Origin of the sequence: Streptomyces sp. NBC_00775 (assembly GCF_036347135.1) — a bacterium.
Lineage (GTDB): Bacteria > Actinomycetota > Actinomycetes > Streptomycetales > Streptomycetaceae > Streptomyces > Streptomyces lutosisoli.
On sequence record NZ_CP108938.1, the window covers coordinates 10,701,672 to 10,725,514 of the forward strand.

19 protein-coding genes and 3 pseudogenes are annotated in these 23,843 nt (G+C 68.8%); 8 read left to right on the top strand and 14 right to left on the bottom strand.

Annotation, left to right across the window (positions count from 1 at the left end; translation table 11 throughout):
- The first annotated feature begins 500 nt into the window (after nt 1–500).
- Together OIC96_RS47825 and OIC96_RS47830 are read left to right on the top strand one after the other, a co-directional pair.
- Nucleotides 501–839: a thioredoxin family protein gene (locus OIC96_RS47825; protein ID WP_330301805.1), complete on the top strand. Its 339-nt coding sequence runs from the start codon at nt 501–503 to the stop codon at nt 837–839.
- A 355-nt stretch (nt 840–1,194) separates the two neighbouring features.
- Nucleotides 1,195–1,782, top strand: coding sequence for a hypothetical protein (locus OIC96_RS47830; RefSeq protein WP_330301804.1), 588 nt, complete (start codon nt 1,195–1,197; stop codon nt 1,780–1,782).
- A gap of 45 nt (nt 1,783–1,827) precedes the next feature.
- Here OIC96_RS47830 and OIC96_RS47835 read toward each other — a convergent pair whose 3' ends face one another.
- The 13 genes and pseudogenes from OIC96_RS47835 to OIC96_RS47895 form a co-directional block, all read right to left on the bottom strand.
- Nucleotides 1,828–2,121, bottom strand: coding sequence for a DUF1330 domain-containing protein (locus OIC96_RS47835; RefSeq protein ID WP_330301803.1), 294 nt, complete (start codon nt 2,119–2,121; stop codon nt 1,828–1,830).
- Between the two features lie 112 nt (nt 2,122–2,233).
- Nucleotides 2,234–3,700 carry an MFS transporter gene (locus OIC96_RS47840; RefSeq protein WP_330301802.1) on the bottom strand — a complete coding sequence of 489 codons (1,467 nt, stop codon included), beginning with the start codon at nt 3,698–3,700 and terminating at the stop codon, nt 2,234–2,236.
- 26 nt (nt 3,701–3,726) lie between these two features.
- Nucleotides 3,727–4,185, bottom strand: coding sequence for a MarR family winged helix-turn-helix transcriptional regulator (locus tag OIC96_RS47845; RefSeq protein WP_330301801.1), 459 nt, complete (start codon nt 4,183–4,185; stop codon nt 3,727–3,729).
- A 68-nt stretch (nt 4,186–4,253) separates the two neighbouring features.
- Complete coding sequence (locus OIC96_RS47850; protein WP_330301800.1) at nt 4,254–4,763, bottom strand: transposase; 510 nt, start codon at nt 4,761–4,763, stop codon at nt 4,254–4,256.
- A gap of 176 nt (nt 4,764–4,939) precedes the next feature.
- On the bottom strand, nt 4,940–5,158 hold the full coding sequence (locus tag OIC96_RS47855) for a hypothetical protein (RefSeq protein WP_330301799.1): 219 nt from the start codon (nt 5,156–5,158) through the stop codon (nt 4,940–4,942).
- Between the two features lie 126 nt (nt 5,159–5,284).
- Nucleotides 5,285–5,405: pseudogene (locus tag OIC96_RS47860) on the bottom strand (IS5/IS1182 family transposase); the annotation flags it as partial.
- 48 nt (nt 5,406–5,453) lie between these two features.
- Nucleotides 5,454–5,719 (bottom strand): annotated as a pseudogene (locus OIC96_RS47865) (GTP 3',8-cyclase MoaA); the annotation flags it as partial.
- Between the two features lie 18 nt (nt 5,720–5,737).
- A complete protein-coding gene (sbnA, locus tag OIC96_RS47870; protein ID WP_330301798.1) occupies nt 5,738–6,826 on the bottom strand; it encodes a 2,3-diaminopropionate biosynthesis protein SbnA in 1,089 nt (362 codons plus the stop codon).
- Between the two features lie 60 nt (nt 6,827–6,886).
- Nucleotides 6,887–7,975 (bottom strand): 2,3-diaminopropionate biosynthesis protein SbnB, encoded by a 1,089-nt coding sequence (gene sbnB, locus OIC96_RS47875; protein WP_330301797.1) that lies wholly within the window; start codon nt 7,973–7,975, stop codon nt 6,887–6,889.
- The gene (locus OIC96_RS47880) at nt 7,972–8,979 is read right to left on the bottom strand and encodes a TauD/TfdA family dioxygenase (protein WP_330301796.1); all 1,008 of its coding nucleotides are present in this window, start codon (nt 8,977–8,979) and stop codon (nt 7,972–7,974) included. The genes sbnB and OIC96_RS47880 overlap by 4 nt, the downstream gene beginning before the upstream one ends.
- Before the next feature lie 34 nt (nt 8,980–9,013).
- Complete coding sequence (locus OIC96_RS47885) at nt 9,014–12,310, bottom strand: non-ribosomal peptide synthetase (protein ID WP_330301795.1); 3,297 nt, start codon at nt 12,308–12,310, stop codon at nt 9,014–9,016.
- 14 nt (nt 12,311–12,324) lie between these two features.
- Nucleotides 12,325–14,958 (bottom strand): Pls/PosA family non-ribosomal peptide synthetase, encoded by a 2,634-nt coding sequence (locus OIC96_RS47890; protein ID WP_330301794.1) that lies wholly within the window; start codon nt 14,956–14,958, stop codon nt 12,325–12,327.
- A 341-nt stretch (nt 14,959–15,299) separates the two neighbouring features.
- Nucleotides 15,300–15,524 (bottom strand): hypothetical protein, encoded by a 225-nt coding sequence (locus OIC96_RS47895; protein ID WP_330301793.1) that lies wholly within the window; start codon nt 15,522–15,524, stop codon nt 15,300–15,302.
- A 961-nt stretch (nt 15,525–16,485) separates the two neighbouring features.
- On the opposite strand from OIC96_RS47895, the gene OIC96_RS47900 reads away from it, so the two are divergent.
- Nucleotides 16,486–16,716 (top strand): hypothetical protein, encoded by a 231-nt coding sequence (locus OIC96_RS47900; RefSeq protein WP_330301792.1) that lies wholly within the window; start codon nt 16,486–16,488, stop codon nt 16,714–16,716.
- Nucleotides 16,717–16,866: 150 nt separating this feature from the next.
- A pseudogene (locus OIC96_RS47905) lies at nt 16,867–16,953 on the top strand (phosphate signaling complex protein PhoU); the annotation flags it as partial.
- A 75-nt stretch (nt 16,954–17,028) separates the two neighbouring features.
- Here OIC96_RS47905 and OIC96_RS47910 read toward each other — a convergent pair.
- Nucleotides 17,029–17,583: a hypothetical protein gene (locus OIC96_RS47910; protein ID WP_330301791.1), complete on the bottom strand. Its 555-nt coding sequence runs from the start codon at nt 17,581–17,583 to the stop codon at nt 17,029–17,031.
- Between the two features lie 91 nt (nt 17,584–17,674).
- On the opposite strand from OIC96_RS47910, the gene OIC96_RS47915 reads away from it, so the two are divergent.
- The 4 genes from OIC96_RS47915 to OIC96_RS47930 all read left to right on the top strand — a co-directional run bounded on the left by OIC96_RS47915 (nt 17,675) and on the right by OIC96_RS47930 (nt 23,718).
- Nucleotides 17,675–18,187, top strand: a complete 513-nt coding sequence (locus OIC96_RS47915) for a PadR family transcriptional regulator (protein ID WP_330301790.1) — start codon at nt 17,675–17,677, stop codon at nt 18,185–18,187.
- A gap of 472 nt (nt 18,188–18,659) precedes the next feature.
- On the top strand, nt 18,660–21,590 hold the full coding sequence (locus tag OIC96_RS47920; RefSeq protein WP_330301789.1) for a SpoIIE family protein phosphatase: 2,931 nt from the start codon (nt 18,660–18,662) through the stop codon (nt 21,588–21,590).
- A 347-nt stretch (nt 21,591–21,937) separates the two neighbouring features.
- Complete coding sequence (locus OIC96_RS47925; protein ID WP_330301788.1) at nt 21,938–23,059, top strand: PP2C family protein-serine/threonine phosphatase; 1,122 nt, start codon at nt 21,938–21,940, stop codon at nt 23,057–23,059.
- A 503-nt stretch (nt 23,060–23,562) separates the two neighbouring features.
- A complete protein-coding gene (locus OIC96_RS47930) occupies nt 23,563–23,718 on the top strand; it encodes a hypothetical protein (RefSeq protein ID WP_443058500.1) in 156 nt (51 codons plus the stop codon).
- The last annotated feature ends 125 nt before the right edge of the window (nt 23,719–23,843 follow it).

Consider the following 23,843-nt stretch of genomic DNA (forward strand, 5'->3'; position numbering starts at 1 on the left):
GTGCCATCAGCTGGCTCGTGCGGCCCGGGGAAGAGCGGTATGAGCCTGGCTGAGACCGGGGGTTGATGTGAAGACCAGACAAGGCCTCGGGAAGCCCGTCGGGGGCGCTGTCTCTGAGAAGCGGGGTGGCGGATACGGCTCGACTGGATCCGGTGGACGATGCGCACCGGCCCGCTCATCGACGCGCTCATCGAGCATCTGGTCGATGATCTGGGCCGCTATGTCCTGGAAAACAGCTTTCATGTCGTCGTGCAGGGCGCTGTCCCGGCACGAGCTGACCCACGGGCGCGCGGCAGGCTGCAGCTGGGTGACCGGCGGGGCGGCCAGGCCGGGTCGCCAGGGGCGGGGGCCGGGCCGCTCGCGCCGGGGACCACCGTGGTTCTGCGACGGCCCCGTGCCTCCCTTCCGACAGGTCAGCCGGACGACCGACCGGGTCGGCCTGCCGCACCGCGCGGGGGATGATGGGGATGGAATGACGGAACGCGAGGTCAGGAGCTTCCATGGCGAAGCGGGTTCACCAACCCCGTGAGGACGCGGAGTTCGATTTCATCCTCGGGATGAGCGGAGTTCCGGTCCTTGCATACTTCACCGGGACATGGCCCAAGGCAATCGAGCCCTGCCGGGCGATGGACCTCGTCGTGGGTGACATCGCCGACGAGTACACGGGCCGCCTGACGGCCGTCCGCACCGACATCACGCGCTGTCCGGCCGCAACCGAGCGATACGGGATCACCGGAGCCCCGTCCTACGTCCTGCTGAAGGAGGGAGAGGCGGTGGCGCACGGCACGGGGCCTATGACCATCGCCGAGATACGGAAGTTCCTGGACGGCCACCTCTGAGCGGCCGCCGCGGCACTGCGGCCGCGACGCCCGTCACGTCTCGTCTATGGGAGCTGCGCCGCCTGAGACACCTTGGGGCTGAGACACCCCCACAGGTCACATAACGCCGTCCAGGATCAGGGACTTCGGGAGGTCACGGGCGGCAGCCTGGGACGGGCGGGATGGGCGGCACGGCCGCGGCCGGGGACCGGGGCGCGCTCAGCCGGTTGCGCGTCGGCTGGGGCCGCAGCGCCTCGCCGCCGTCAGCCCGGCGGCGGAGCCAGGACGGAAGCCGCTGGCACTCCGGTGCTGTCCTTCCGGTGCCGAGTCCCACCAAGGGGTGAGGCGGGAGAGCCCGCCGGATGAAGGTACCGCTGTGATCGACCCGGCGGACGTCCCGAGCACGGCCCCCGCGCGCGCCACCGGCCGCCGCATCCTGCTGATAGCGTCCGGAGGCGCCGCCGACCTGCGCCGAGTCGACCCGGCTCTCCTGCACCCCGCCGACCGCCTGGTCCTCAACGACGTCGACCCCGACGCCCTCCAGTACGCCCTCACACACCTGCCGCCCGCGGCCCGCGCCCAGACCGCCGCGGCCCCCAGCAACGTCCTGCGCACCGCCGCCCACCTGGCCGCCGACCACGGCCCCTTCGACCTGGTCCTGGCCGGAGGCCTCTTCGACTACCTCGAAGAACGCTTCGCCCGAGCCCCGATCCGCACCACTCTGTCCCGCCTGTGCCGCCCCGGAGGCACGTTCTGCTTCTCCAACATCGCGACCCCGAACCCCTACGCCGCCCTGATGGCCCACATCGGCCGCTGGAACCTCGTCGAACGCACCCCCGCCGACATCGAGGCCGGCCTCCGTGCCGCCGCGCCGCCGGGAACCGTCGCCGGACTGGACATCACCGCCGATGCCACTGGCCTGACGATTTTCGCGACGGTGCGGCGCGCTGACGAGCCGGGGTGATCCCCGCAGTCGGCTTCGTGTTCGTCGCCGACGCAGCCTCGGTCGTCAGTCGAGGCCTTCGATGATGCGGAAGTCGCGCTCGACGCCGTCAGCAAGTGCGGCCAGCGCCTCCTGGTAGGCCGCACTCGCACGTGCGGCGACCGCCTGTTCGAAGCTGTCGAACTCGATCAGGATGGTGCGCTCGGCGATTCCGGCGTCGTATGCGACGACCCGGCCGTCGCGGGCGAGCAGCCGCCCGCCCGCGGCCGCTACGGCTGGACGAGCCAGCTTGTTGTAGGCAGCCAGCTTCTCGGGGTCCGCAATGGTGCGGTAGACGCTGACCCAATAGCCCTTGGACACGGTATCTCCTGTGTTCGGAATTGATGTTCAGAAGCATGCTCAGATCCATGGCCGGCGCGCTGTGGGTCAGCGAGCCGACGGAGACGGCGTCGAAGTCGGACGGCTTCGATCCTCAGCTTCCGGTTCGACTCGACCGGCCCAGGCCCGGCACACCGACTGGGGCTGTGATCGGATTGGTCTCGGGTGAGCGTCGGCGGGCGAGGGCGAGGGCGAGGGCGAGGCTGGCCATCGTCGTGATCGCCATCGCGGCGACGCCGACCAGCGCCGCGGTCGTGTAGGCGTCGTCGTTCGGGAAGAGGCGGCCCGTGGCGGTGCCGGCGGCCAGGACCAGACCGCCGATGGCGCTGCCCAGGGAGTACCCGACGCTGCGGACGACGTAGTTGAAGCTCATGGCGCTCGACGTCTCGCTCTTGGGGGTGACGGCCAGGATGACGCCGGGCATGGCGGCCGAGAAGCTGCCGACGCCGAAACCCAGCACGCCCATGGCCGCGAGCAGTTCGGCCAGGTTGGACCGGGCGGTGGCGAACAGGACGAACCCGCCGCCGACGATGGCGGCGCTGCCGGCCAGGAGCAGGGGGCCGTCGATCCGTTCGCGGACCCGCGGCGTGACCTTGCCGGCGATGAACCCCAGCACGGAGAACGGGATGAGGACCAGCCCCGCCACGAAGGTGGTCAGTCCGAAGCCGTAGTCGGCGCTGTGCGGCGTCTGCGCGTAGCGGGTGATGAGCGTGAGCAGGAGGTACATGCCGCTCCCGCCGACGAACATGGCGATGTTCGCCCCGGCGACCGCCGGGTGCCGTACCGCCCGGACGTCGACCAGGGGCGTCTTGGTTCGCAGTTCGGAAACGGTCCAGACGCAGAGCAGGAGTACGGCGGCGACGGCAAGGGTCACCGCCACGGCGAGGTGTCGGCTCCACAGGCTCCTCTCGCCGGCCAGGAACAGGACGAGGAGCAGTCCACCCGCCAGGACGAGCGCACCGGCCACGTTCACGTGAGCGGAGCGGCCTTCGGGAGCTGCGGGCATGGAGCGCCACGCGGTCACGAAGGCGATGGCGGTGACGAGCAGGCCGAGGCCGTAGGCGGCCCGCAGTCCGCCGAACTCGGCGAGCAGCGCGGCCAGCGGGTAGCCGACGCCGGCTCCGATGATGGAGACCACTGAGATCAGGGCGATCGTGGCCGCGCTGCGCTCCTCGGGAAGATGGTCGCGGGCCACGCCCATCATCAGCGCCGTGAGACCGAGTCCGACGCCTTGGGCCGCTCTGCCCACGAGCAGCCAGGCGAACGGCAGCGGCAGCACGGTGAGCGCGCTGCCGACGACGACGATCGCCAGCGTGGCGAGAATCGTGGCCCGCCGGTGCGGACCGGCTCCGAGCCGGCCGAGGACGGGTGTGGCGACGGCGCCGCTGAGCAGGGCGATGGTCAGCGTCCACTGCGCGCTGTCGAGGGAGACGTGGAACGTGGTCGCCACGCTGGTGATGAGCGGCGTCCCGAGGCTGGCGACCGCCGCCACGACCAGGGCGATGAACATCAGGGCGGGGACCAGCAGACGTGCCTCGGAACGTATCAGGACAGTGCTCATGGGCTGGTCATGAGCCTGGGCCGCGGTCACCGGTCCGACTCCTCTCGGGCGTGGCTTTCGAGCTCCGCCAGATGCAGCAGCGCTGGAAGGGCTGCTGCCAAGGCCTCGACCTCGTCACCGGTGAGTTCGTCGATCAACCGCGCGTACGCGTCGACGCCCGCCTGGCGTCGCGTCCGGACGTACGACGCGCCGGCCTCGGTCAGGCACACCAGGGTGACCCGCTTGTCGGACGGATCGCCCTTCCGTTCGACCAGCCCGGATTCCTCCATCACCCGGACCAGGACGGTCATCGCGGGCTGGGTGACGCCCTCGGACACCGCCAGATCGGTGATCCGTCGCGGGCCGGTCTTGTCCAGGGTGGCCAAGGTGGCGGCGGACGTCAGGCTCATGTCGCGGGGAAGGCGTCTCACGGCCCTGGTGGCCAGACCGTAGAGGGCTGACCCGATGGCATCGGAAGCGCCGTGCGCGGCGTCTCGGCGACTCATGCCTGAAGCATAGCAGCTTTATATGAATCCTTTATGCATCTCCCGATCAGGGTTCGGCGATACTTGACTTACAACGCGTTCGCGTAAACATGAACGACGTCGGTTTTGATCGCCCTGTTGATCCCTTCGGAGGCGGCGCTGGTGACGCCGGTCGTGATCGCGGCGAGGATCTGCGGCCACCACGCGCTGACGTGCGGCAGCGAGTCGCGCACCGCGGCTTTGAACACGGTGCACATGTCGATCGCGACCACCTGGACCCCGGCCCGCCACTGGCGAGTCTGGGCGCCGATCCACGCCGACACACTCGCCGCGGTGCGGCCCTCGACCTGCCCCAGCAGGCCGGCACCGCCGAGCAGGTCAACCAGCCCGACATGCCACCGGTCGGCGACGACTTCCCAGATCTCACCGCCGTCGGGCGCCTCGACCAGGCGGAACTTCGCCTTCCCGCGTCGGGTCTCGTCGATCCCCAGGTGTGTCACCGGCGGCGTGTCCTTCGGCAGCGCAGCCTCGGCCGCGGCCGTGAACGCGGTGTTCGCCACCGGCCACGACACCTCGAAGTCGCGCGCGGCCTGCACCATCGTCCGTCCGCGGTCGGCGACCGCTTCCCCGACCGAGGTACGCAGCTGCGACGTCAACCGCGACCGCGGTGGGATCGACGGCAGCGCCTCGGTGAACGTCTTGCGCCGGCGCTGCTCGTTGGCGCACCGCCATCGGCGCTTGGTCCAGGTCAGACCGGTTCGCCGCCCGGCCACAGTCAGAGGCCGCTCACTACGGGTGTCGGTTCGCCCTTTCCAGCGGGGTGAACCCCCAGGCCCCGGTCGGCGTTCAGGGCGGGACGCCGACCGGGGTACGTGCGCCGTGTGGTGGCCAGGTCGCGCTCGTCGAAGGCGCCCGTGAAGAGCAGCACGCCGGAGAAGAGCTCCACCTTCTGCGCTCCGGTGGGCCACCGGTTCAGCAGTGCATCGACCGTCATCGGGGCGGTTGAGGGCGGCAGATCCGGTCCGGGTACGAGCAGTCCTTGCGACTCCGGCGGCGCAGTCGGCGCATGCGCCGACTCAGCCCGCGGCGCTCTGGGTCCCGCTCGCTGCGGGCTCATGCATCAAGGAGCGAGACCGATAAAGGCCAGGTAGTTGCGGGGGATTGCGTTCGTGGCGAGGGCTCAGGCGCCGGTAGCCAGACAGCCAGGACATCGTTCGCTCGGTGACCCGGCGGCGTCGCCCTGACCAGCCGCCGATAGCCGACATCGGCCTGTCCGGCTGGACGAGGGATCAGTCGTCCAGGCTCGTGCCCGCCTTCTTGCCCCGATGGCCAGGCGCCAGACGCGGGCTGTCTCCTCGTCGGGGACGCCGGAGCGCAGGGCCGCTCGCAGGTCCGTCTCCTCGCGGGCGTAGGGGCAGGTGCGGACCTGGCCGTCGGCCGTGAGGCGGGTGCGGTCGCAGGCGGCGCAGAACGGACGGGTGACGGAGGCGATGACTCCTACGCGGTGCGGGCCGCCGTCCATCAGTCAGCGTTCGGCCGGGGCCGAGCCGTGTTCCCCCTGGATGGACAGAACCTACGCTTTGCGGTCCTGGTACCGATGGTGCCAGCCACCACCGCCGTCGCCGGTCTGCGGGTGGTGCGGTGGGCGGCTCTCCTGGCGCGTTGCCATAGGGCCGGTTGCCCAGGAACCTTCGGCCCCCTCGTCGAAACCAATCACCTCCTCTCCGTACAGATCCTGCAGCCAGTTGGATTGGTAGACGGTGTCGAGATAGCGCTCGCCGAGGTCCGGGGAGATGGCCACCGCGGTGAGTTCACGTCCGTCATCATGCTCGGCCAGCCAGCGCATGGCGCCGCTGACGACCGTGCCGGTGGAGCCGCCGAACAGGAATCCGTGTCTGGCCATGCGATGGCAGGCACGGATGGTGTCCGTCTCTTCGACGCTTATCACCTCGTCCACGTAGGACTCGTCGAGCAGTGGCGGCCGCATGCTCATGCCGAGACCGGGAATCATGCGGCGGCCAGGCGCACCACCGAAGATCACTGAGCCTGCGCTGTCCACCGCGACGATCCGTACCGGCCGGGGCCACTGACGGAAGTAGCGTGCGCAGCCCATCAGAGTCCCGGTGGTGCCGGCGCCGACGAACAGCACGTCCAGGCGCGGGAAGCCCTGGGCGATCTCCGGCGCCGTCCTGCGGTAGTGCGCCTGCCAGTTGCCCGGATTGGTGTACTGACTGAGCCACACGTAGCGGTCGTCGGCATCGCACAGCGCGCGGACGCAGTTGAGGCGTGCGCCCAGGAAGCCGCCGTTGGCGTCCAGGTCGGAGATGGTGAGCACCCGGCTGCCCAATGCCTCCATCAGGAGTCTGGTCGACAGGTTGCACCGGGAGTCCGTCACACACAGGAACCGGTAGCCCTTGCTCGCCGCGATCATGCTCAGCGCCACGCCGAGGTTGCCCGACGAGGACTCGACCAGGATCGAGTTCGGCTTGAGGACTCCGTTCCGCTCGGCGGCCTCCACCATCTCGGTCGCGGCCTTCAGCTTGATCGAACCGGCAAAGTTGAAGCCTTCGCACTTCAGGAACAGGGAGCGCCCGTAGATGGGCTCAAGGTCGACATAGAGCTGTCCTTCGTTGAAGGCATGGGGAGCGGTGATGACGGGCATGACGGCCTCCTCCTCATCTGCAGCAGGACCTTCTCCAGAGCTGAAAGCGCTCTCGGACGGTCATCCGTACCGGCGCATGTCATGGAAGAAGTCGTCGATGACGTGCAGCTCTCCGGAGCGGACCACTTCGTCGTAGACGTACTTGCCGACCGCGAGGTCGAGCACCCCGAGGCCGAAGGGCGAGAACACCACCGGCCGGTCCGCCGGCACCGCCACCCGGCCCGCTATCACGTCGTCCAACGTGCCGTGCAGGAAGTCCCGGTTGCCGGTGAGCTGTTCGGCCAGATGCGGTGAGGTGTCGGCCTTCAGACAGTGCTCGACGTCGTCGACGATGTTGGTCGAGGCCAGAACGATCTCCGGCGCGAGGTCGCGCAGCGACACGTGCAGCACCACGGGATGGTGCGAGAACCACGCGGGGTCGCTGATGTGCGGCTCACCGGCGACGGTGGCGAAGACCACCAGGTCGCTGCAGCGGATCAGCTCCTCGGCGTTGTCGTGCACCGTGATCCGGCCCGCGGTGCCCGACTGCTCGAGGTAGCGGCGGAACCCGGCCGCGCTGTCGGCGGACAGGTCGTGTACGCCGATCTCGTCGAACGACCAGCCGCTGCCGGCCAGGAACATGTGGATGTAGCGGGCGATCAGGCCCGTCCCGAAGAACCCGACGCGCGTGGGCCGCGGTCGGCCCCGGCTGAGCCGGTCCGCGGCCAACGCCGCCGACGCGGCCGTCCTGGTGGCGCTGATGATGGAACTCTCCAGGCAGGCGAACGGGTAGCCGGTGTCCCGGTCGTTGAGGATCAGCACGGCGGACGCCCTCGGGATGCCGGCCTGTACGTTCTCCGGGAAGCTGGAGATCCACTTCAGGCCGTCCACCCCTACGTGCCCGCCGATCGAAGCCGGCAGCGCGATGATCCGGGAGGACGGGCGGTCGGCGAAACGCAGGAAGTACGACGGCGGGTTCACCGAGTGACCCGCGCCGTGCAGCCGGTAGGTGGCCTCGACCAAGTCGACGATCTGCTTCTCGCGCCCCTCCAGCACCTGCTGGACCTGGGCACCGGAGATCACCGCGAAGGGCCGCACGCTGTGCTGCTCGGTCGTCGCCGAAGCCGCCACGGCGGCGGTGACGGTGGTCGACGGTTGGTTGCCGGTCATCGGACGGTCACCTCGAAGTTCGGCGAGCAGTCGGACAGTCGTACCGAGTCGGCCATCGCGACGAGCACCTCGCGCGATCCCTCGAAGGGCTCCCGGCTGTGCGCGGTGCGGATGTTGTCGACGAGCATCAGGTCGCCGGCCTGCCACCGCTCGCGTGCGGTGTTGGCCTCGTAGATCTTGTTGAGCAGTGTCACCACGTCCTCGCCGATCGGGTCACCGCCTCCGAAACGGGTGTTGAACGGCAGCCCGTCGGCGCCGTAGTCCTCGACGAGGTACTCGCGGACCTCGGAGGCCAGCGTCCACTCGTTGAGGAACGCGATCTGGTTGAACCAGCAGCGTCGGCCGGTGACCGGATGGCGCATCACGGCGCTGCGGCGCTGCCTGGTGCGCAGGCCCCCGTCGGGTTGCCAATCGAACTCGATCGCATTGGCGCGGCAGTAACGTTCGACGGCGCCCCGGTCGTCGGTGCCGAAGGCCTCGATGAGGGACGACCCGATCTCGTCGTTGTAGCTGCGGGTGAGCAGCCAACCCTCCCGCTCGAACCGCTCGGCCAGCTCGGTGGGCAGCTCCTCGAGCACGGTCGCCGCGTCGGCCACTCCGGTCGCCCCGCCCTCGGCGGGTGCGGTGAGGCAGGCGAACAGCATCAGGCCGGGGAACTCCAGCGTGTAGCTCAGTTCGTGGTGCATGCACATCGGCTGGTTCGGCGGCCACTGCGCGGAGGAGTACACGCCGTCGGCGTAGGTCCGCCGGGGCGCGAAGGCCTCCCGCTCCGCCATCAGCCCGGTGCTCAGCCGCTCGAAGACCGCACCGGTCCCGGCCACGTCGCGCAGCCCGAGGCCGCGGATCAGGACGCAGCCCTGCTCGGCGACGACGGCGCGCAGCGCGTCCCGGTGCTCGGCCGCCCAGCCCGGCGCGTCGCCGGGGGGCTCGGTCCGCAGTATCGGAGGCCGGCCGGGTTGGAGCTCGACGTCGTCGAGCAGCGGCGCCGGGGATGTGGAGGACATCGTGGTTTCCTTTCGGTGTGTGACTGTGTGCCGCTCAGGCAGAAGGCAGCAGTTCGGCGGTGCGCAGCACGGCCTGCGCTGCCTCGGTCGGACAGGTGCGGGGGAAGTAGTGGCCGCCCTCGGCGAGTTCGTGCAGGTCGACGCGGACCGCGAGGAGCTCCCAGTCGCGGTGGCGGTGCGCGTGTCCGGTCGTGATCGGGTCGTCGGCGGCGACGACCACGGTGACCGGCGCGGACAGCTTCACCGCCGGGGGAGTGTTGAGGAGGCCGGTGAAATAGCGGTGTGCGGACACGCAGTCGTGCCGGTAGGCGGCACCGACATGCTCGGCACGCTGCGCATCCAGCTGATGGAGTCCGGTGTAGTCGCTGTCCGTGCTCAGTTTCGCGGCGATCTCGGCGTTGCTCTGTCCGGTCAGCTCGGTGACGGCGTTGCGCCGGTCAGCGGCGTTGCCGAGCAACTGCGCGCCGACGAAGACCCGTTGGACATCCACCCCGCGCTCCTCCAGCTGCCTGGCCGTCTCCAGGGCGAAGGCCGCGCCCGAGGAGTGACCCCACAGCAGGACTCGGGGCAGGCCGCGTTCGGCGATCTCGGCGATCTCGGCGACGACCTGCGCGACCACGTCTGTCATCGGCGCGAAGGGCTCGCTCTCGGCGCCGACATCGTGACCGGGCAGCTCAACGGCGTAGACCGCGATCCCACTGCTCCGCAGCGCCTTGGCCATCGGCTGAAAGTTCACGGCGTTGCCGCCGGCGTGGGGAAAGCACACCAGAGCAGCGGCCGGCGCACCCTCCGGCTCGCACAGCGACTGAAGCAGCCCGGAATGCCGATCGGACCTGCCGTCGACCAGAGCGGCCAGATCGGCGAGGACCGGATGGCGGGTCACGTCCTTGAGCGACACCGCGCGCTCCAGGGCGATGGCCAGCTTCACGGCCGACAACGATGTCCCGCCCCGGTCGAAGAAGTGGTCCCGTCGTCCGATCACGTCCTGCGGGATGCCGAGCACCTTCGCCCAGGCGGCCGCCAGCCACCGCTCGGTCGGCGTACCCGGCGTGTCGTGGCCTTCCTTGTGGTCTCCGACGACATCGAGCTCTCCGGCGAGCACCGCCAGTGCCTTCTTGTCGGTCTTGCCGTTGGCGGTCAGCGGCAGTCTCTCCAGCCAGTGGAAGGCCGACGGCACCATGTACTCCGGCAGCGTCCCACCCAGCCGGTCCACCAGATCCCCGGCCGAGAGCGACCGCGGGCCGGAGCAGAAGGCCACCAGGTGCGTGCTCCGGTCGGGCCGCTCCACGACCACCACCGCACCGTCGCGGACACCGGGCACCCGTAGCAGTGTGTTCTCGATCTCGCCGATCTCGATCCTGAAGCCACGGATCTTGACCTGGGTGTCGCGGCGCCCGAGGAACTCCAGCTTGCCCTCGGGCAGCCAGCGGCCGTGGTCGCCACTCCGGTAGAGCCGGGCGCCCTCGCGGTGCGGATCGGGCATGAAGGCCTGCTTGGTGCGGTCGGGGTCGTTGACGTATCCACGGCCCACGCAGACGCCGGAGAAGACGATTTCGCCGGGCGCGCCGAGCGGCACCGGTGACAGCTGCTCGTCGACGACGTAGATGTGCACGTTGCTGATGGGGGGACCGAGCGGGACCCGTTCGCGGGCCGGCACCCCGTCCATGACCTCGTGGTTGGTGTCGTCGGAGGTCTCGGTCAGTCCGTACGCGTTGACCAGTTTGATGTCGGGCTCGGCCGCGAACCAGCGCTGCGTGAGCTCCTTCTTCAACGCCTCACCGGTGACGGACACGCACCGCAGGTCGGGCAGTTCGCGCGGGTGTTGCTCCAGATAGGTCAGGACGACCTCGAGGTACGACGGCACGACCTGGAGCACGGCGACCCGGCCGCGGACGATCTTGTCGACGAACTGCTGGACGTCCAGGATCACCTCCTGCTCCACCAGCACGGTCCGCCCACCGACCAGGAGCGAGGACACCAGTTGCCACAGCGAGATGTCGAAGCACTGGGGGGCGGTCTGGGCGACCACCTGCCCCTCGTCGATTCCCAGGTCGTCGATCTTGGCGTAGAGGTGGTTGAGCATGCCCGCGTGCTCGCACATCGCTCCCTTGGGCTCTCCCGTGGAGCCGGAGGTGAAGTAGATGTAGGCGAGTTGGTCCGGCGCGACGGCGATGCCCAGGTCGTCGCCGCCATGGCCCTCGTCGTACGCCGTGCCGATGAGGAGCTTCCGGACCCCCGGCAGCGAGTCCAGGGCCTGGTCGAGCGAGTCGGTGCTGCCCGGTTCGGTGAGGACGAGCCCGCACTCGGCGCGGGAGAGCATGGCCGCGATGCGGTCGGCCGGGAAGTGCGGCTCGACGGGGAGGTACACGCCTCCGGCCTTGAACACCGCGAGGACCGCTGCCATCCAGTCCAGGTTCCTCCCGGTCACCACCGCGACGACGCCTTCGCGCTGCAGCCCCCGCGCCAACAGGGCCCGTCCCAGCTGGTTGGCACGGGCGTTGAGTTCCTCGTACGTCCACTGCCGGTCGCCGTGCACGGCGACCACGGCATCCGGACGTACCCTCGCCTGCTGCTCGAACAGCTCGTGCATCCGGACGTCCGGCAGGGCACGGCGCGGTCCGGACAGCCCTTCGAGCTGGAACCGGAGCTCCTCGGTGGACAGCAGGCTCTGTCGCGCGTGCTCCGCGTCCGGATCCGCGGCGATGAACGTGAGCGCGGCGAGGTGGTAGCCGGCGATCCTGGCGGCGTGGTCCGCGTCGAGTACGTCGGTCCGGTACCGCAGTCGCAGCACGGCCCGGCCGCCGTGCTCCGAGAATCCCACCCACAGCACGGTGTCTCCGAAGAGACCGCCGCCGACGTCCGTCGGACGGGGACCGGAGGCCGGATGCGGATCGAAGACGGTCTCGATCGGCGCTTCGGACAGGCCCAGTTCGCGCCTGAGTGCGTCGACCGGAAAGTCCTTGTGCGACACCAGTTCCGACGCGCCGCGATGGGCGTCCACCAGCAGCGCCCGCCACGACTCGGGTGCGGTCGCGAGGCGGCAGGGCAACGGCCGGCCGCCCTCCTCGGCGACGTAGCCGGTCGTGACGTCCTGCTCGCCGGCCAGCGCGGCGAGCACCTTGGCGTGCGCGGCCAGCATCACGGAGCCGAGCGGCATCGCGAGGTCCGTCGCCAGACGGCGCACATCGTCCAAGACGTCGTCAGGGATGGTGGCCTCGTGCTCGTCCACGCCCGTCATCGGATGGAGCGTCCACCGCGGGATCGTGGTGGATCCACCGGCGACGAGTACACCACGCCAGAACTCCTGGTCCGTCTCCACTTGCGTTGCCATCGATCAGTCCCTCTTCACTCGCCGTGGCCGGCATGTCTGTCACCGCCGACCAGGGCGGCTCCACTGTCGTCGTTACCGGGCGCGGGGGCATCTCTCGTCTCCGTGGCCGGGTTTCCACCCCACCGCGCGTGCTGCGGGACTTCCTCGCCCTTCATGAGGAAGGAGTCGGGCGCAAGCACTGAGCCGTCACCCATCGTCACGCCGTAGTGGACGTGGGAGCCGACACCGAGGGTGCATCCGTCGCCGATCGTGCTGCGGTCGGACTTGAAGGTGCCGTCTTCCTGCGAGTGACACTGGATTTTGCTCCCCGCATTGAGGGTGCAGTCGTCACCGATGGTGGTGAGCATCCGCTCCGTCAGATAGCAGCCGTCATCGAAGACCCTGCTGCCGAGCCGAACACCCAGGAGCCGCCAGATCACGTTCTTGAAGGGGGTGCCATTGAAGACGTTGAGGTAATGGTCAGGCACCTTCCACAGACGCTCGTGCCACCAGAAGTACGGGTCGTAGATGGAGCACAACTGCGGTCGCAGTCCGCGGAAGGCAACGATGGCGCGCTCCACCAGCACGAAGTAGAGCGGGGTGAACACCAGCGTGAGCACCAGGAACACCACGATCGGTACATGTCCGTAGGAGTCGTACAGATCGATATTCGCGAGGGCGAGCAGGGTCAGCACGAAGAAGTACAACCACCGCACGAGCAGAAAGAGGATCATCGACCGGATGTTGTAGCGGTTCTTGGCGGCGAGATTGCGGCGCAACTCGCTTCCGGTCCGCATGTCGTCGAATCGGAGGTCGCGCTCCACCGACCGGGGAATCTCGAAGCACGGTGAGCCGAGCAGACCCACCCCCTCGCGCATCTCACCGTCGAGCGGAATCATCACCTTCGTCGCAAGAAGGCAGTTGTCGCCTGTCTTCGCACCGGACGGATACGCGATGTTGTTCCCGAGAAAGTTGTGCTGCCCGATCGTCGCCCGGGACACCCGGAATGACGTGCTCGAGAAGTCGGCGTTCACGATCGACAGGCCGTCGGCAACCATCGTGCCGCTGCCCACGGAGCAGAGGTACGGGGTCTCGTGTTGCACTTCGGTGCCGAAGTTCGACCCCGTCTGCTCCACCCGGGACAGGTCGTATCCAAGGCCACGCAGATAGTGGACGATGTAGGAGCTGTCGCCGAACAGCCAGGTGAAGAACTTCACGTTGGTGATGCGTGCGATCGCCCGGTGCGTCGAGTAGTGAAAGCCGTACAGCGGATAGACCCTGTCCGGCTTCACGACCCGGTTCAGCAGGCGCGGAACAGTGAACAGAACGGCGACGCCCACGACGACGAGGCCGAAGAACAGAACGCAGGAGACGACCAGTGCGTCGACGTAGAGCTCCGGCGACGTGACCCCTGCCGTGCCCGGCCCCAGCCGCTTGCTCAGCGCCGGGACCTCCGTCAGCAGCATGTACATTCCCCCGACTACCAGCGGCACGGAGAGGAAGAACATCTGCCCCAAGGCGGCGAGGCCGAAGCCGGCCCGGCGCAGGGGGCCGCACCTGGCGGGCGGGATCCTCACGTAGTCGACCTCCGTGCGCTGCGCCGGAGATCCGTGCCACCGCTGGCCGTCCGGGACCGCTTGGCCGCTGTACAGCGAGGACGTATGACCGAGCTGCGCCCCGTCACCCATCGACGTGTCGATGTCGAGCACGGTCTTCTCACCGATGAACACATCTCTGCCGAGGGTTACCGGGCCCGTCTGGATACGGCTGGCGTGCGCCCGGTAGCAGAGGAAGAACGAGTCCTTGCGGATCACCGTACCGGCGCCGATCGTGAGCAGGTCGGAGCAGACCGGAACGTTGCGGGAGAGGATCGTGACACCCCTGCCGATGCGTGCACCGAGTGCCCGCAGGTACAGCACGTAGAGGGGGTTGCCGATGAAGAAGACCATCGGGTTGGCATGGAGCAGCACCTTGACGGTCCAGAAGCGCAGATAGGTCAGGCCCCAGACCGGGAATGCGCGTGGTTTCCACCGGCCGACAAGGATCCATTTGGCCGCGATCGGGAAAGTGCACGCGCCGACGAAGGCGGCGCCGCCGAAGACGGCCGAGCGGATGTAGACGTCGACCAGGTTCGAGCCGGCGGATATCCATGCATAGCCGCGTGCGGTGAGCATTGCGGCGAGGAAGGAATATCCCAGGAAGAGCAGGAACTGCAGCGTTCCGCAGAGCGTGTACTGCAGTGTGCCGACCCGAGTCATTTCCTCCGACGACGCCGGAACCTGCGAGCTGACCGGGGCGGGTGTGGCACCGGTACCGGCACCGACTCCGGGATCGGTGTCGACGAGCGCCGTCGCCAGGCTGCGGATCGTCGGGTAACGGTAGATGTCTTTCATCGAAACCGATGGCAAGTCCGTTCGCTTCCTGACGCGTGCACAGAATTGAGCCATCACCAATGAATTTGCGCCGAGGTCATTGAAGAAGTTGCTGTCGACCGACACCTGCTCGACGCACACGACCCCGGCGAGTACCTCGGCGAATTTCCTCTCGGTCTCCGTCGGCTGGATGTTGTCTGACTGCGAGGTGTTGTCCGTCGGACCTTTCGTTCTGTGTTCGGCGACTGAGGATTCATCCGGGGCGGACGTCAGGTAATCGGCAGACCTCTCCAGCATGCAAGCTCCTTGAGAAAAATCTGATCACCGTCGGCACGTGCGGCCGACGACCGGTTTCCTCGCGCCGAGTGCTGAGCGGACAAAACGATTCAGGCGCCGCGATCTCGTGAATTGGTGACTTCACGAAACGATCACGCCCATAGTTTCCGTTGCCCACCGGCCGGGCGCCACTCGCCCCGATCGCGGCGGCACGACATCGGGACTCATCGGTGCCCGGGGGCCAGGTTCCATGGGCCCAGCGCCTGTCATGCAGGCCAGGTACGTGTTACTGCATACAGGTGGCGTGGACCTGGTCCGCGGGGGAGCTGAGCCGGTACTCAGCTGGGAGTTCAACGGATCACTCAGTGGTGATTCCTGCAGGTGGTGCGGAGCGGTGGCGCGCGGGTGAGAGCAGTGGGTTCGGTGTGCGGGACTTTTGCGTACACCTCTATGCGTTTTTTGTGGCCCTTGTACATGCCGTTCGATTGGCTTTTCTCGGCGAAGGGCAATGCAGGGAATTCGATGCCCTCGTCCAGCTCGTCCGGCGTCATCATGATCTTCCGGCTCCTGCGCTGTGCTGCAGCCATGCGCGCCTCTCTTCGACTGACATCCGGCCCGGATCCGAGTGGCCGAGGCACTCGGATCCGGGCTTTGTTGGCTGGGCACAGTGACGTCACGGACGCCGCGCGGCCGGGGCGGGTAGCGTCGCTGTCGCACGAGCGCGACTGCGTCGGCCGTCCGAGATCGGCCTGACCTATTGGGCTGGCAGATGAGCTCAGGCCACTCCTGTGCCCGGCGGCCCAGGCAGCGTGACCGCGCAGCTGACCGAGGACCCCGACACCCTGCTGCTCACTACGGGGCCTTTGGCGCCCCAGGGGGTCTGCGGTGCCCACCGTTTCAGCGACCGCGGCTGGTCTCAGCCGCCCCCCCACCCCAGCCCCAGGGGGCCTCCGAGGGCCCCTCATGGGAACGTCATGGGAACGGAAGGCCATGTAAAGGCGGGGAACGATCAGACAAGGCCGGAAGACCTCACATCGCTGACCAGCAGGAACGGTGAATTCAGGGAAAGGCCATCATGGACAGGGCGGACTATGAGGCCTCTCCTAAAGCGGGTGTTGCAGGTTCGAATCCTGCCGGGGGCACAACGCGTTACGCCGCTGACCTGGGGTTTCTCCCCCGGGGAGGCGTTCCATTCGGCCTCGGACTCCTCGTCCGGCCGTTTGCGTGAGCCGTGCGTGAGCGGACGGAGAGTTGATCTCCGAAGTGTCTCCCAACGGAGCAGCATCATCCGGCACGGACTCCACACCGGGCTTCTCCGTGTCATGGGGCTCTTGCTCCGCTTCGAGAGCGGTGTTCTCGCGGTAGCGCGGGCGCGCGGTGCGAGCCGGGCTGCGGCCTCAGCGATGGCGAGATCAGCCTCGGGGAACAGGCTCGTGTACGTGTCGGCCGTGATGGTGATCGAGGAGTGGCCGAGCGTCTCCTGGATGTCCTTCAGGTCGGCTCTCCGAGCTGACCACCAACGCGATCGTCCACGCACTGCCTCCAGCAGTGCTGCGGCTGTCCATGCCAGAGACCGGCAGCCGCCGCGCCCTCCGCATCGAGGTCACCGACGCGGGGCCGGTGCCCCAACGGCGCACGTCGCCGGACGGCCCCCACCCCGCCGAACACAAGGAGAACGGTCGCGGGAGTGGCATCGTCGCGACCCTCTCCACACGCCACGGAATATCCCGCCGCCCCGAGAGGACCACCCGATGGGCCGATCTCAACATGGAGACCTGACCACCCGCGGCGCAGCAGCCGCACATCCCTGAGGGGACGTCGCGGCCGGCACGAACCCCAGCGTGCACCGCTGCGGCCTTCCATCAGGCTGAGCCAGCGGCAGCGCGGTGTGGCGGCTCCGATGTTCCTGGTTGCGGAGTCGCCGAGGAGCTGGATTCGATCAGTGACGGCCTGGTGGAGATGGCGTACTTGGCCGGCTCGGCAATCGGCCTGGCCACCACCGCCCTCCTGGATGCCGGTCGTACGCGGTGAGTTCTTCGCCGACCGGGGCGTAGTTGCCCGCCTGGTGGGGCCGGGCCTGTTGTGCGGAGGTCATCGGGCACCGGCCTTGGCCTGGACGTGGGCGACGTAGCGGACGGTGAAAATCATCGGGAGGGCGAAGCCGGCGACCTGGATGAGCGTGGCGGGGGTCGAGTGGGCGTTTCCGGCGTGCGCCAGGACGGCGAGCACGACAGCGGTCAGGGCGAAGGCCGCGGTCCACACGGCGGTGATGATGACGTTGGTCTGGATGAACGGCTTGAGCCCCCAGACCTCGCGCGGGGTGGTGCGCTTGGCGATGCCCAGCGTGAACGGCTTGCCGATGGCCAGTGAGACCCCGGCGATGACCGCCAGTGTGCCCGCCGACAGCGCCGCCGAGTAGTCGTGCACACCCGAGTCCGGGTTGGTGAAGGCGATGACGGCCAGCACGGCGAAGAAGACCGCGGAGCCGGTCTCGATGATCAGCGCGTCGAATCCGGCACCTGCCCGTATCTGCTGGACGATCACTGCCACTGCGACCACCAGGGCGGCCAGCGCCGCCCACTGCCAGTCCCCCGAGGGCAGCGCGGCGAAGACGATCCAGGGGAGGAAGGTGCGCAGGTAGGACATGTGGGTCTCCGCTTCAGCGTTTCCATTTCGACATGTGAAAACTAGAAGGTCCAATGCTGACATGTCAATAGTGGAATGTAGACTGAGGGGCATGAGTCTTCGACACGCGCTGCTCGGGCTGCTCTCCGAGCGTCCCGCCAGCGGCTACGACCTGCTGAAACTCTTCGAGACGTCGCTGGCCACCGCCTGGCCGGCGACCCAGAGTCAGATCTACACCGAGCTGACCAAGCTGGCGGGCACAGGGCTGATCAACGTGGCGGCCGAGGGTCCGCGAGGCCGCAAGGAGTACGCCCTCACCGACGAGGGGCTGGCCGAACTGCGGCACTGGCTGACCGAGACCAAGCCGCAGCGGAACACCCGCAGCGACATTCTCCTGCGGGTGTTCTTTCTCGGGGTACTGACGCCCGAGCAGGCACGCGGCTACCTCACCGAGCTCATCGAGCTGTCCGATCAGGGGTACCAGGGTCTGCGCCGGCTGGAGGAGTCCGTCGACTGGGATGACGACAGTCTTTCGGTCTACGGCCGGATCGCCCTGGAGTACGGCCTGCGGTTCAACGCCATGCGCCGCGAGTGGGCCGAGTGGGCGGCCGGCCAGATCACCTGACGGCCGGCGGACCGGGGATCGCGTACGGGCCGAGTGATCGCCATCGTTCAGCGATCACTCCCGCTCCTTCGCGGAGTTCACGGCATGCGCAGTCGGGGTCCTGCTGGACGTCGACCACCGGGTTTGCCGAACTGCTGGTGACGCCGCCACGCCAATCCGACGGATAACGCCCCAGTGGTAACGAAGGGTTAGCTGACACCACATACGGTTGATCGGGTGCGAAAGGCTCCTCATGGCGGATGAAATGGCCTAGATTATTCCGATTAGTATGAGATGGACGTGTGTGGATCGCTGCAGGTCCACATCCGATCACATGCGGTCCAGCGGGTACCCATGCGGTGAGCGGAGGCGACAGTCGGCAGTGGTGAATACCAGAGGCGGCGAAGCGGACAACACCGGCCCGTCCATACCCCACGTCCCCCATCCGCTGCACCAACCGCAGGGCCTGCGGACCATACAGACCGTACGGCCCTTGAAGCGACACCGCGTGCGGATGCGGCTGCTCGACGCCGTGGACGAGGATCGGCGCGATGTTGAAGTGCTGCTGACCGCGCTCCAGCAGGTGGTAGCCGAGGTGCACGGCCTGGGCGGCATGGTGCATCTCCCGGGTGGCGGCATGAGCGGCATCCTCTACCTGGTCGCCGACAGTGGCCTGCCGGAGTCGATGACCCGGCCCTGGCTGATCATCCCGGCACGGGGAACTGCGCCGCCCAGCGGGGCCGCCCGCAACGACACCACCACCTGGCAGCGCGACCTGGCCCCGCCCGACCCGGTGCCAGGCCGGGACCCGGCCGCCCTGTGGCCTTCCCGACTCCCCGCCGGCATCGGTCACCTGGCCGTCCCCATTCCGAGCCTTGGCCGGCGACGCGGCGCGCTCTCCGTTCTCTTCGCCCCGGGCGCCGAGCCCGACGCGTCGGAGCGCGCGTTTCTGAACGAGGTGGCGGCCTGGATGTCCAGGAGGCTCAAGTCGTCCGGGATCCTCAATCCGTCCCCCACCCTGCTGCGCGCCTTGGAGAACGGGCCGGAACCGCGGGAGGCCGCCCCCCTGTGCGACGCGGAAGGGACGCCCTCCGTCACGTACACCTGGGACCTGCTCACCGGCGAGCTGACCTCCGACCGGCCCGTCGTGGAGGTGCTGACCGGCATCGATCCGGAGGTGATGAGCGGCGGCATCGAGGCGTGGGCGGCGCTGATCCACCCGGACGACCTGCCAGCGGCGGTAGCCGGCTTCGACACGGGCATCCAGCTGCGCGGCGGCTTCCAGAACGAGTACCGGATCCGGCGCCAGGACGGCACGTACCTCTGGATCGAGGCCCGTGCCCGGACGATCACGGACGAAGAGGGGACGCCGGTGAAGGTGATCGGCACCCTCCGGGACAGCAGCGAAACGCATACCGCCGCCGAGTCGGTGGGGCGGGCGCTGCGACACATGAGCGACGGCTTCGTCTCCCTGGACACGGACTGGCGCATCGGATTTCTCAATCAGGCCGCCGAGCGGCTCTTCGGCGCCGCGGCAGATGTGGCCGGAGCCCTGCTCTGGGACATTCCCGCGGTACGTGCCGTACCGGGGCTGGAGCAACGGTGCCGGGCCACGGCTGCCGAGGGCCAGCCGGCCGGATTCGACGTACCGGGGCCGGACGGGACGTCCTGGTACCACCTGCGGCTGGTGCCGGTGCCGGAAGGCCTCACGCTCTACATCACCGACACCACCGAGCGGCATCTGCTGGAGGCCGAGCGGGCCGCCGCGGAGCGGGCGGCCGCGGAGCGGGCCGCCCTGGTGCAGCGGATCACGCGGGAGCTGGCCGAGGCTGTATCGGCCCAGGATGTGATCGCAGCGGTGGCCGACGGGGTGATGACACCCCTCGGGGCCACCGGACTCATCATGCTCGGCGTGGTCGGCGACCGGCTGACCGTGGTCGGCTCCCGAGGATATTCGGAGCGCTGCACCCGACTGCTGGACGGGCAGTGGACAGTGCGGGACACCACGAGCCCGGTGGGGGACGCCCTGCGCACCCGTACCCCCCTCTGCATCTCCTCCCCGGAGGAGTTCCTGAAGCGTTACCCGGGGACCGAGACCCTGATCCGGGAGGGCGGCAAGGAGGCGTGGGTCTTTCTGCCGCTGGCCGTATCGGGGCGTGGGATCGGCGCGGCGGTGATCGGCTTCGGCCGACCGCGGGTGCTGGACGATGACGAACGAACGCTGCTGACCGCGCTCAGCGGACTGATCGCGCAGGCCCTGGAGCGGGCCGGGCTCTACGACGAGGCGACGACCCGGGCCCGTACGCTCCAGCGCGGCCTGCTGCCGCAGGCGCTGCCCAAGCTGCCCGAGGTGACGGTGGCGGCGCGCTACCAGTCGGCCAAGCAGGGAGCCGACGTCGGCGGCGACTGGTACGACGTGATCCCGCTCTCCGCGGCCCGGGTGGCGCTGGTGATCGGCGACGTCATGGGCCACGGCATGGCCGAGGCCGCCACCATGGGCAGGCTCCGCACGGCCGTCCGCACCCTCTCGGAGCTGGAGCTGCCGCCCGACGAAATCCTCGGCCACCTCAACGACATCGTCGGCGAGCTGGGCACCGATGCCTTCGTAACCTGCCTGTACGGCATCTACGACCCGGTGACCCGGCATCTGTCGTACGCCAGCGCCGGTCAGCCGCCCCCGGCGGTGGCCCACCCCGACGGCACCGTCACCTTCCTGTCCATGACCCCGGACCCGCCACTGGGGGTGGCCGCTCCGCCCTTCGAAACCCTCGAGACCCTACTGCCCGCCGACAGCCTGCTCGCCCTCTACAGCGACGGCCTGGTCGTGAGCAAGGACAGGGATGTCGCCACCGGCATGAGCCGCCTCGCTGAGCTCCTCTTTCAGTCCGTGAACGCGACGCCGACCTCCCCGGCGGACGCGTCCGACCTGGACGCCCTCTGCGCCACCCTCACCTCCGCTCTCCTCCCCGCCCACGGCGCGCTGATAGACGACGCCGCCCTGCTGCTGGCCCGCACCCACCCGCTGGACGCGGAGAACGTCGCCGAGTGGCCGTTGCCGGAGGACCCGGTGGCGGCGGGCCAGGCCCGGGAGCTGGTCCGCGCCCAGCTCACCGACTGGGGCCTGGCCGATGAGGACCTGATCATGACCACCGAACTCGTGGTCAGCGAGCTGGTCGGGAACGTCGTCCGGCACGCCTGCGGCCCCATCCGGCTGCGCATGCTCCGCAGCCGCGCACTGATCTGCGAGGTCTCCGACGCCAGCCTGACCACGCCGCACATCCGCCACGCCTCCGCCACCGACGAGGGCGGCCGCGGCCTCCAGCTCATCTCCGCACTCTGCCAGCGCTGGGGCACCCGCCACACCCGCACCGGCAAGTCCATCTGGACCGAACAGCCCCTCCCACCGCCGCGGTTTGAAATTTAAGAAGCCGTATCTCAACCGAACATGATCGTTTGATTCTTGCTGGTCAGGCATGGTTTCGCTCGGGGTGAGGGAGGGATGCGGCGTCTTGTGTCCGCTTCGTGGTCGAGGGGTGCTCGGTGGCGTCGGTGCTGGGAATGCTCGAGGAGCGGGAGGCGGCTGCCCGTGTGCGGGTGGAGGGTCTGTGGGAGGAAGCCGCACGGCTGGCCGGGGTGTTGGAGGCCGCGGAGATCGAGCTGGACCGGCGGGATCGCTGTCGGCGACCTGCGTGACCTGGGCGTCCGATGAACGACTTCCGGCTCGCACCGCCACGGCCCCCCATATGGAGAGGTAAGTGGAAGGCTTGGGGCATGGCCCTTCGATCACGGCTGGACTTGCGGCGCTCCTGGCGGCCGGGTCACGCACCCGCGCTGGTCGTGATCCCAGTGGGGCTGATCGTCACGGTCTGTGTCGTCGATGTGCTGGCTCCGCCGCACATCCACCTCGGTCCGCTGCTGGTGGCGGCACCCGCGATCACGGTGGCGTTCGCCGGTGCCCGCGTGACGGCGCTGATGGGAGCTCTCGCGGTGGCGGCCCAGGTGCTGATCGGCGCGCTCAGAGGGGTCCTGCCCACCGCCAACATTCAGGCCCAGATCGCCGCCCTGATCGTCGTCTCCATCGTCTGTGTCACCGCCTGCGTGGTGCGGGACCGGCGCGAGCAGCAGTTGCACCGGGTGCGGTCGGTGGCCGAGGCAGCACAGAGTGTGCTCTTGCAGCCGCTGCCCGCACACGCCGGCCCGCTGCGGATCGCCGGCATGTACCTCCCCGCCGAGGAAGAGGCCGACCTGGGCGGAGACCTCTACGCGGCCGCACGGACCGCCCACCACAGCACCCGGCTCCTCATCGGCGATGTACGCGGCAACGGCCTGGCCGCGATCAACAACGCCGCCCTGCTGCTCGGCGCCTTCCGCGCAGCCGCCCATCGGCAGGCCACCCTTCCCCGCCTCGCCGTCCACCTAGACGCCGCGTTCCGCTGGGACACCAGCCAGTGGCGACCACAGGCAGAGCAGGACACCAACGAGGACTTCGCCACCGCCACGCTGCTCGACATCCCCGACAAGCATCCGGTCGTTCACCTCATCACCTGCGGCCACCCACCCCCGCTCGTCCTGCGGGGGGATCACCTCACCCCACTCATGGCCGAGGCCAGCCACCTCCCGATCGGATTCGGCGGGGTCTTCGGCATCGACGCCTACAGCGTCCAGACCTTCCCGTTCGAGGTCGGCGACCTCCTGCTCCTCTACACAGACGGCGTCATCGAAGCACGCAATTCCGACGGACTCTTCTACCCCTTCACCGAACGGGCGCCACAGTGGACCAAGGACGACCCCGACGAACTGCTGCGCCACCTCCAGGACGACCTGCTGGCCCACGTCCACGGACACCTCAACGACGACGCGGCCGTCGTCGCGATCCGCCGCCTGGCGGACTGATCCCCGGCCACCTGGGCCGACGGCGTGGTCAACAGACTCCGTCCATCCTCGGCCTGGCCACGGATCCGGCTGAGATCCGTCGTCCCCGGCAGTGATGGCATGCGTCCTGCCCAGACCTGAGGGCGGCCTCGAACAGGGGGAGCAGGCCAGTGCGAGGCGGCCGGTGATTTCGTAGGCGAGAACGGACGGGGCCGGCGCCGACTCCGCGGTCAGTCCCGCTCGCGGTTCGACGTCGCCGCCCCGGAAGACCTGGCACGGCAGCTGCATCTGCTGTACGACGGCGCCGGGGTCTCGGCGCGGATGGACCGGGACCCGTCCGCGGCGACGACCGCCCGCGCGGCACCCGTGGCGCTGTTCGACGCTGCAGTCAAGGACAAGGAACTGGTCGACGCCGGGCAGTAATCCGGTGAGACGCCGAAGCCCCAGCTGAGGGCCAGCTCAACCGGGGCTCCCGAGGGGATTCATCCCGATCCCGAAACGCTGGGCGGTGAAAGCGCCGACGGATGGCTGACATCCGCCGCCTGGCCCGCGACCACGAGACCCTCGTGGCCCGCTCCGAATCCGTGATCCACCTGGCCGTGACGGACCTGATGGCCCGCCGCCTCACCGGCGAAGTCACCGTCCCCTGGCGTGACCCGGCAACACCGGAGCCATCGTAAATTCACGGATGAAACACCGAGAGAAGACCACCGCTACGCCTGGAGCCCTCCTTTGAGGAACAGGTCGGGCGCTTACGGCCTCACCCACGATTGAGTTCGGGGCGTGCCGGCCTGGCGATTCGGCT

What these genes read in the sequence shown, in the direction of transcription:
- OIC96_RS47825 (WP_330301805.1), top strand. Translation starts at nt 501, where the DNA reads ATGGCGAAGCGGGTTCACCAACCCCGTGAGGACGCGGAGTTCGATTTC.
- OIC96_RS47840 (WP_330301802.1), bottom strand. Translation starts at nt 3,700, where the DNA reads ATGAGCACTGTCCTGATACGTTCCGAGGCACGTCTGCTGGTCCCCGCC.
- OIC96_RS47845 (WP_330301801.1), bottom strand. Translation starts at nt 4,185, where the DNA reads ATGAGTCGCCGAGACGCCGCGCACGGCGCTTCCGATGCCATCGGGTCA.
- OIC96_RS47850 (WP_330301800.1), bottom strand. Translation starts at nt 4,763, where the DNA reads ATGGTGCAGGCCGCGCGCGACTTCGAGGTGTCGTGGCCGGTGGCGAAC.
- OIC96_RS47855 (WP_330301799.1), bottom strand. Translation starts at nt 5,158, where the DNA reads ATGACGGTCGATGCACTGCTGAACCGGTGGCCCACCGGAGCGCAGAAG.
- sbnA (WP_330301798.1), bottom strand. Translation starts at nt 6,826, where the DNA reads ATGCCCGTCATCACCGCTCCCCATGCCTTCAACGAAGGACAGCTCTAT.
- sbnB (WP_330301797.1), bottom strand. Translation starts at nt 7,975, where the DNA reads ATGACCGGCAACCAACCGTCGACCACCGTCACCGCCGCCGTGGCGGCT.
- OIC96_RS47880 (WP_330301796.1), bottom strand. Translation starts at nt 8,979, where the DNA reads ATGTCCTCCACATCCCCGGCGCCGCTGCTCGACGACGTCGAGCTCCAA.
- OIC96_RS47885 (WP_330301795.1), bottom strand. Translation starts at nt 12,310, where the DNA reads ATGGCAACGCAAGTGGAGACGGACCAGGAGTTCTGGCGTGGTGTACTC.
- OIC96_RS47890 (WP_330301794.1), bottom strand. Translation starts at nt 14,958, where the DNA reads ATGCTGGAGAGGTCTGCCGATTACCTGACGTCCGCCCCGGATGAATCC.
- OIC96_RS47895 (WP_330301793.1), bottom strand. Translation starts at nt 15,524, where the DNA reads ATGGCTGCAGCACAGCGCAGGAGCCGGAAGATCATGATGACGCCGGAC.
- OIC96_RS47910 (WP_330301791.1), bottom strand. Translation starts at nt 17,583, where the DNA reads ATGTCCTACCTGCGCACCTTCCTCCCCTGGATCGTCTTCGCCGCGCTG.
- OIC96_RS47915 (WP_330301790.1), top strand. Translation starts at nt 17,675, where the DNA reads ATGAGTCTTCGACACGCGCTGCTCGGGCTGCTCTCCGAGCGTCCCGCC.
- OIC96_RS47925 (WP_330301788.1), top strand. Translation starts at nt 21,938, where the DNA reads ATGGCCCTTCGATCACGGCTGGACTTGCGGCGCTCCTGGCGGCCGGGT.
- OIC96_RS47930 (WP_443058500.1), top strand. Translation starts at nt 23,563, where the DNA reads ATGGCTGACATCCGCCGCCTGGCCCGCGACCACGAGACCCTCGTGGCC.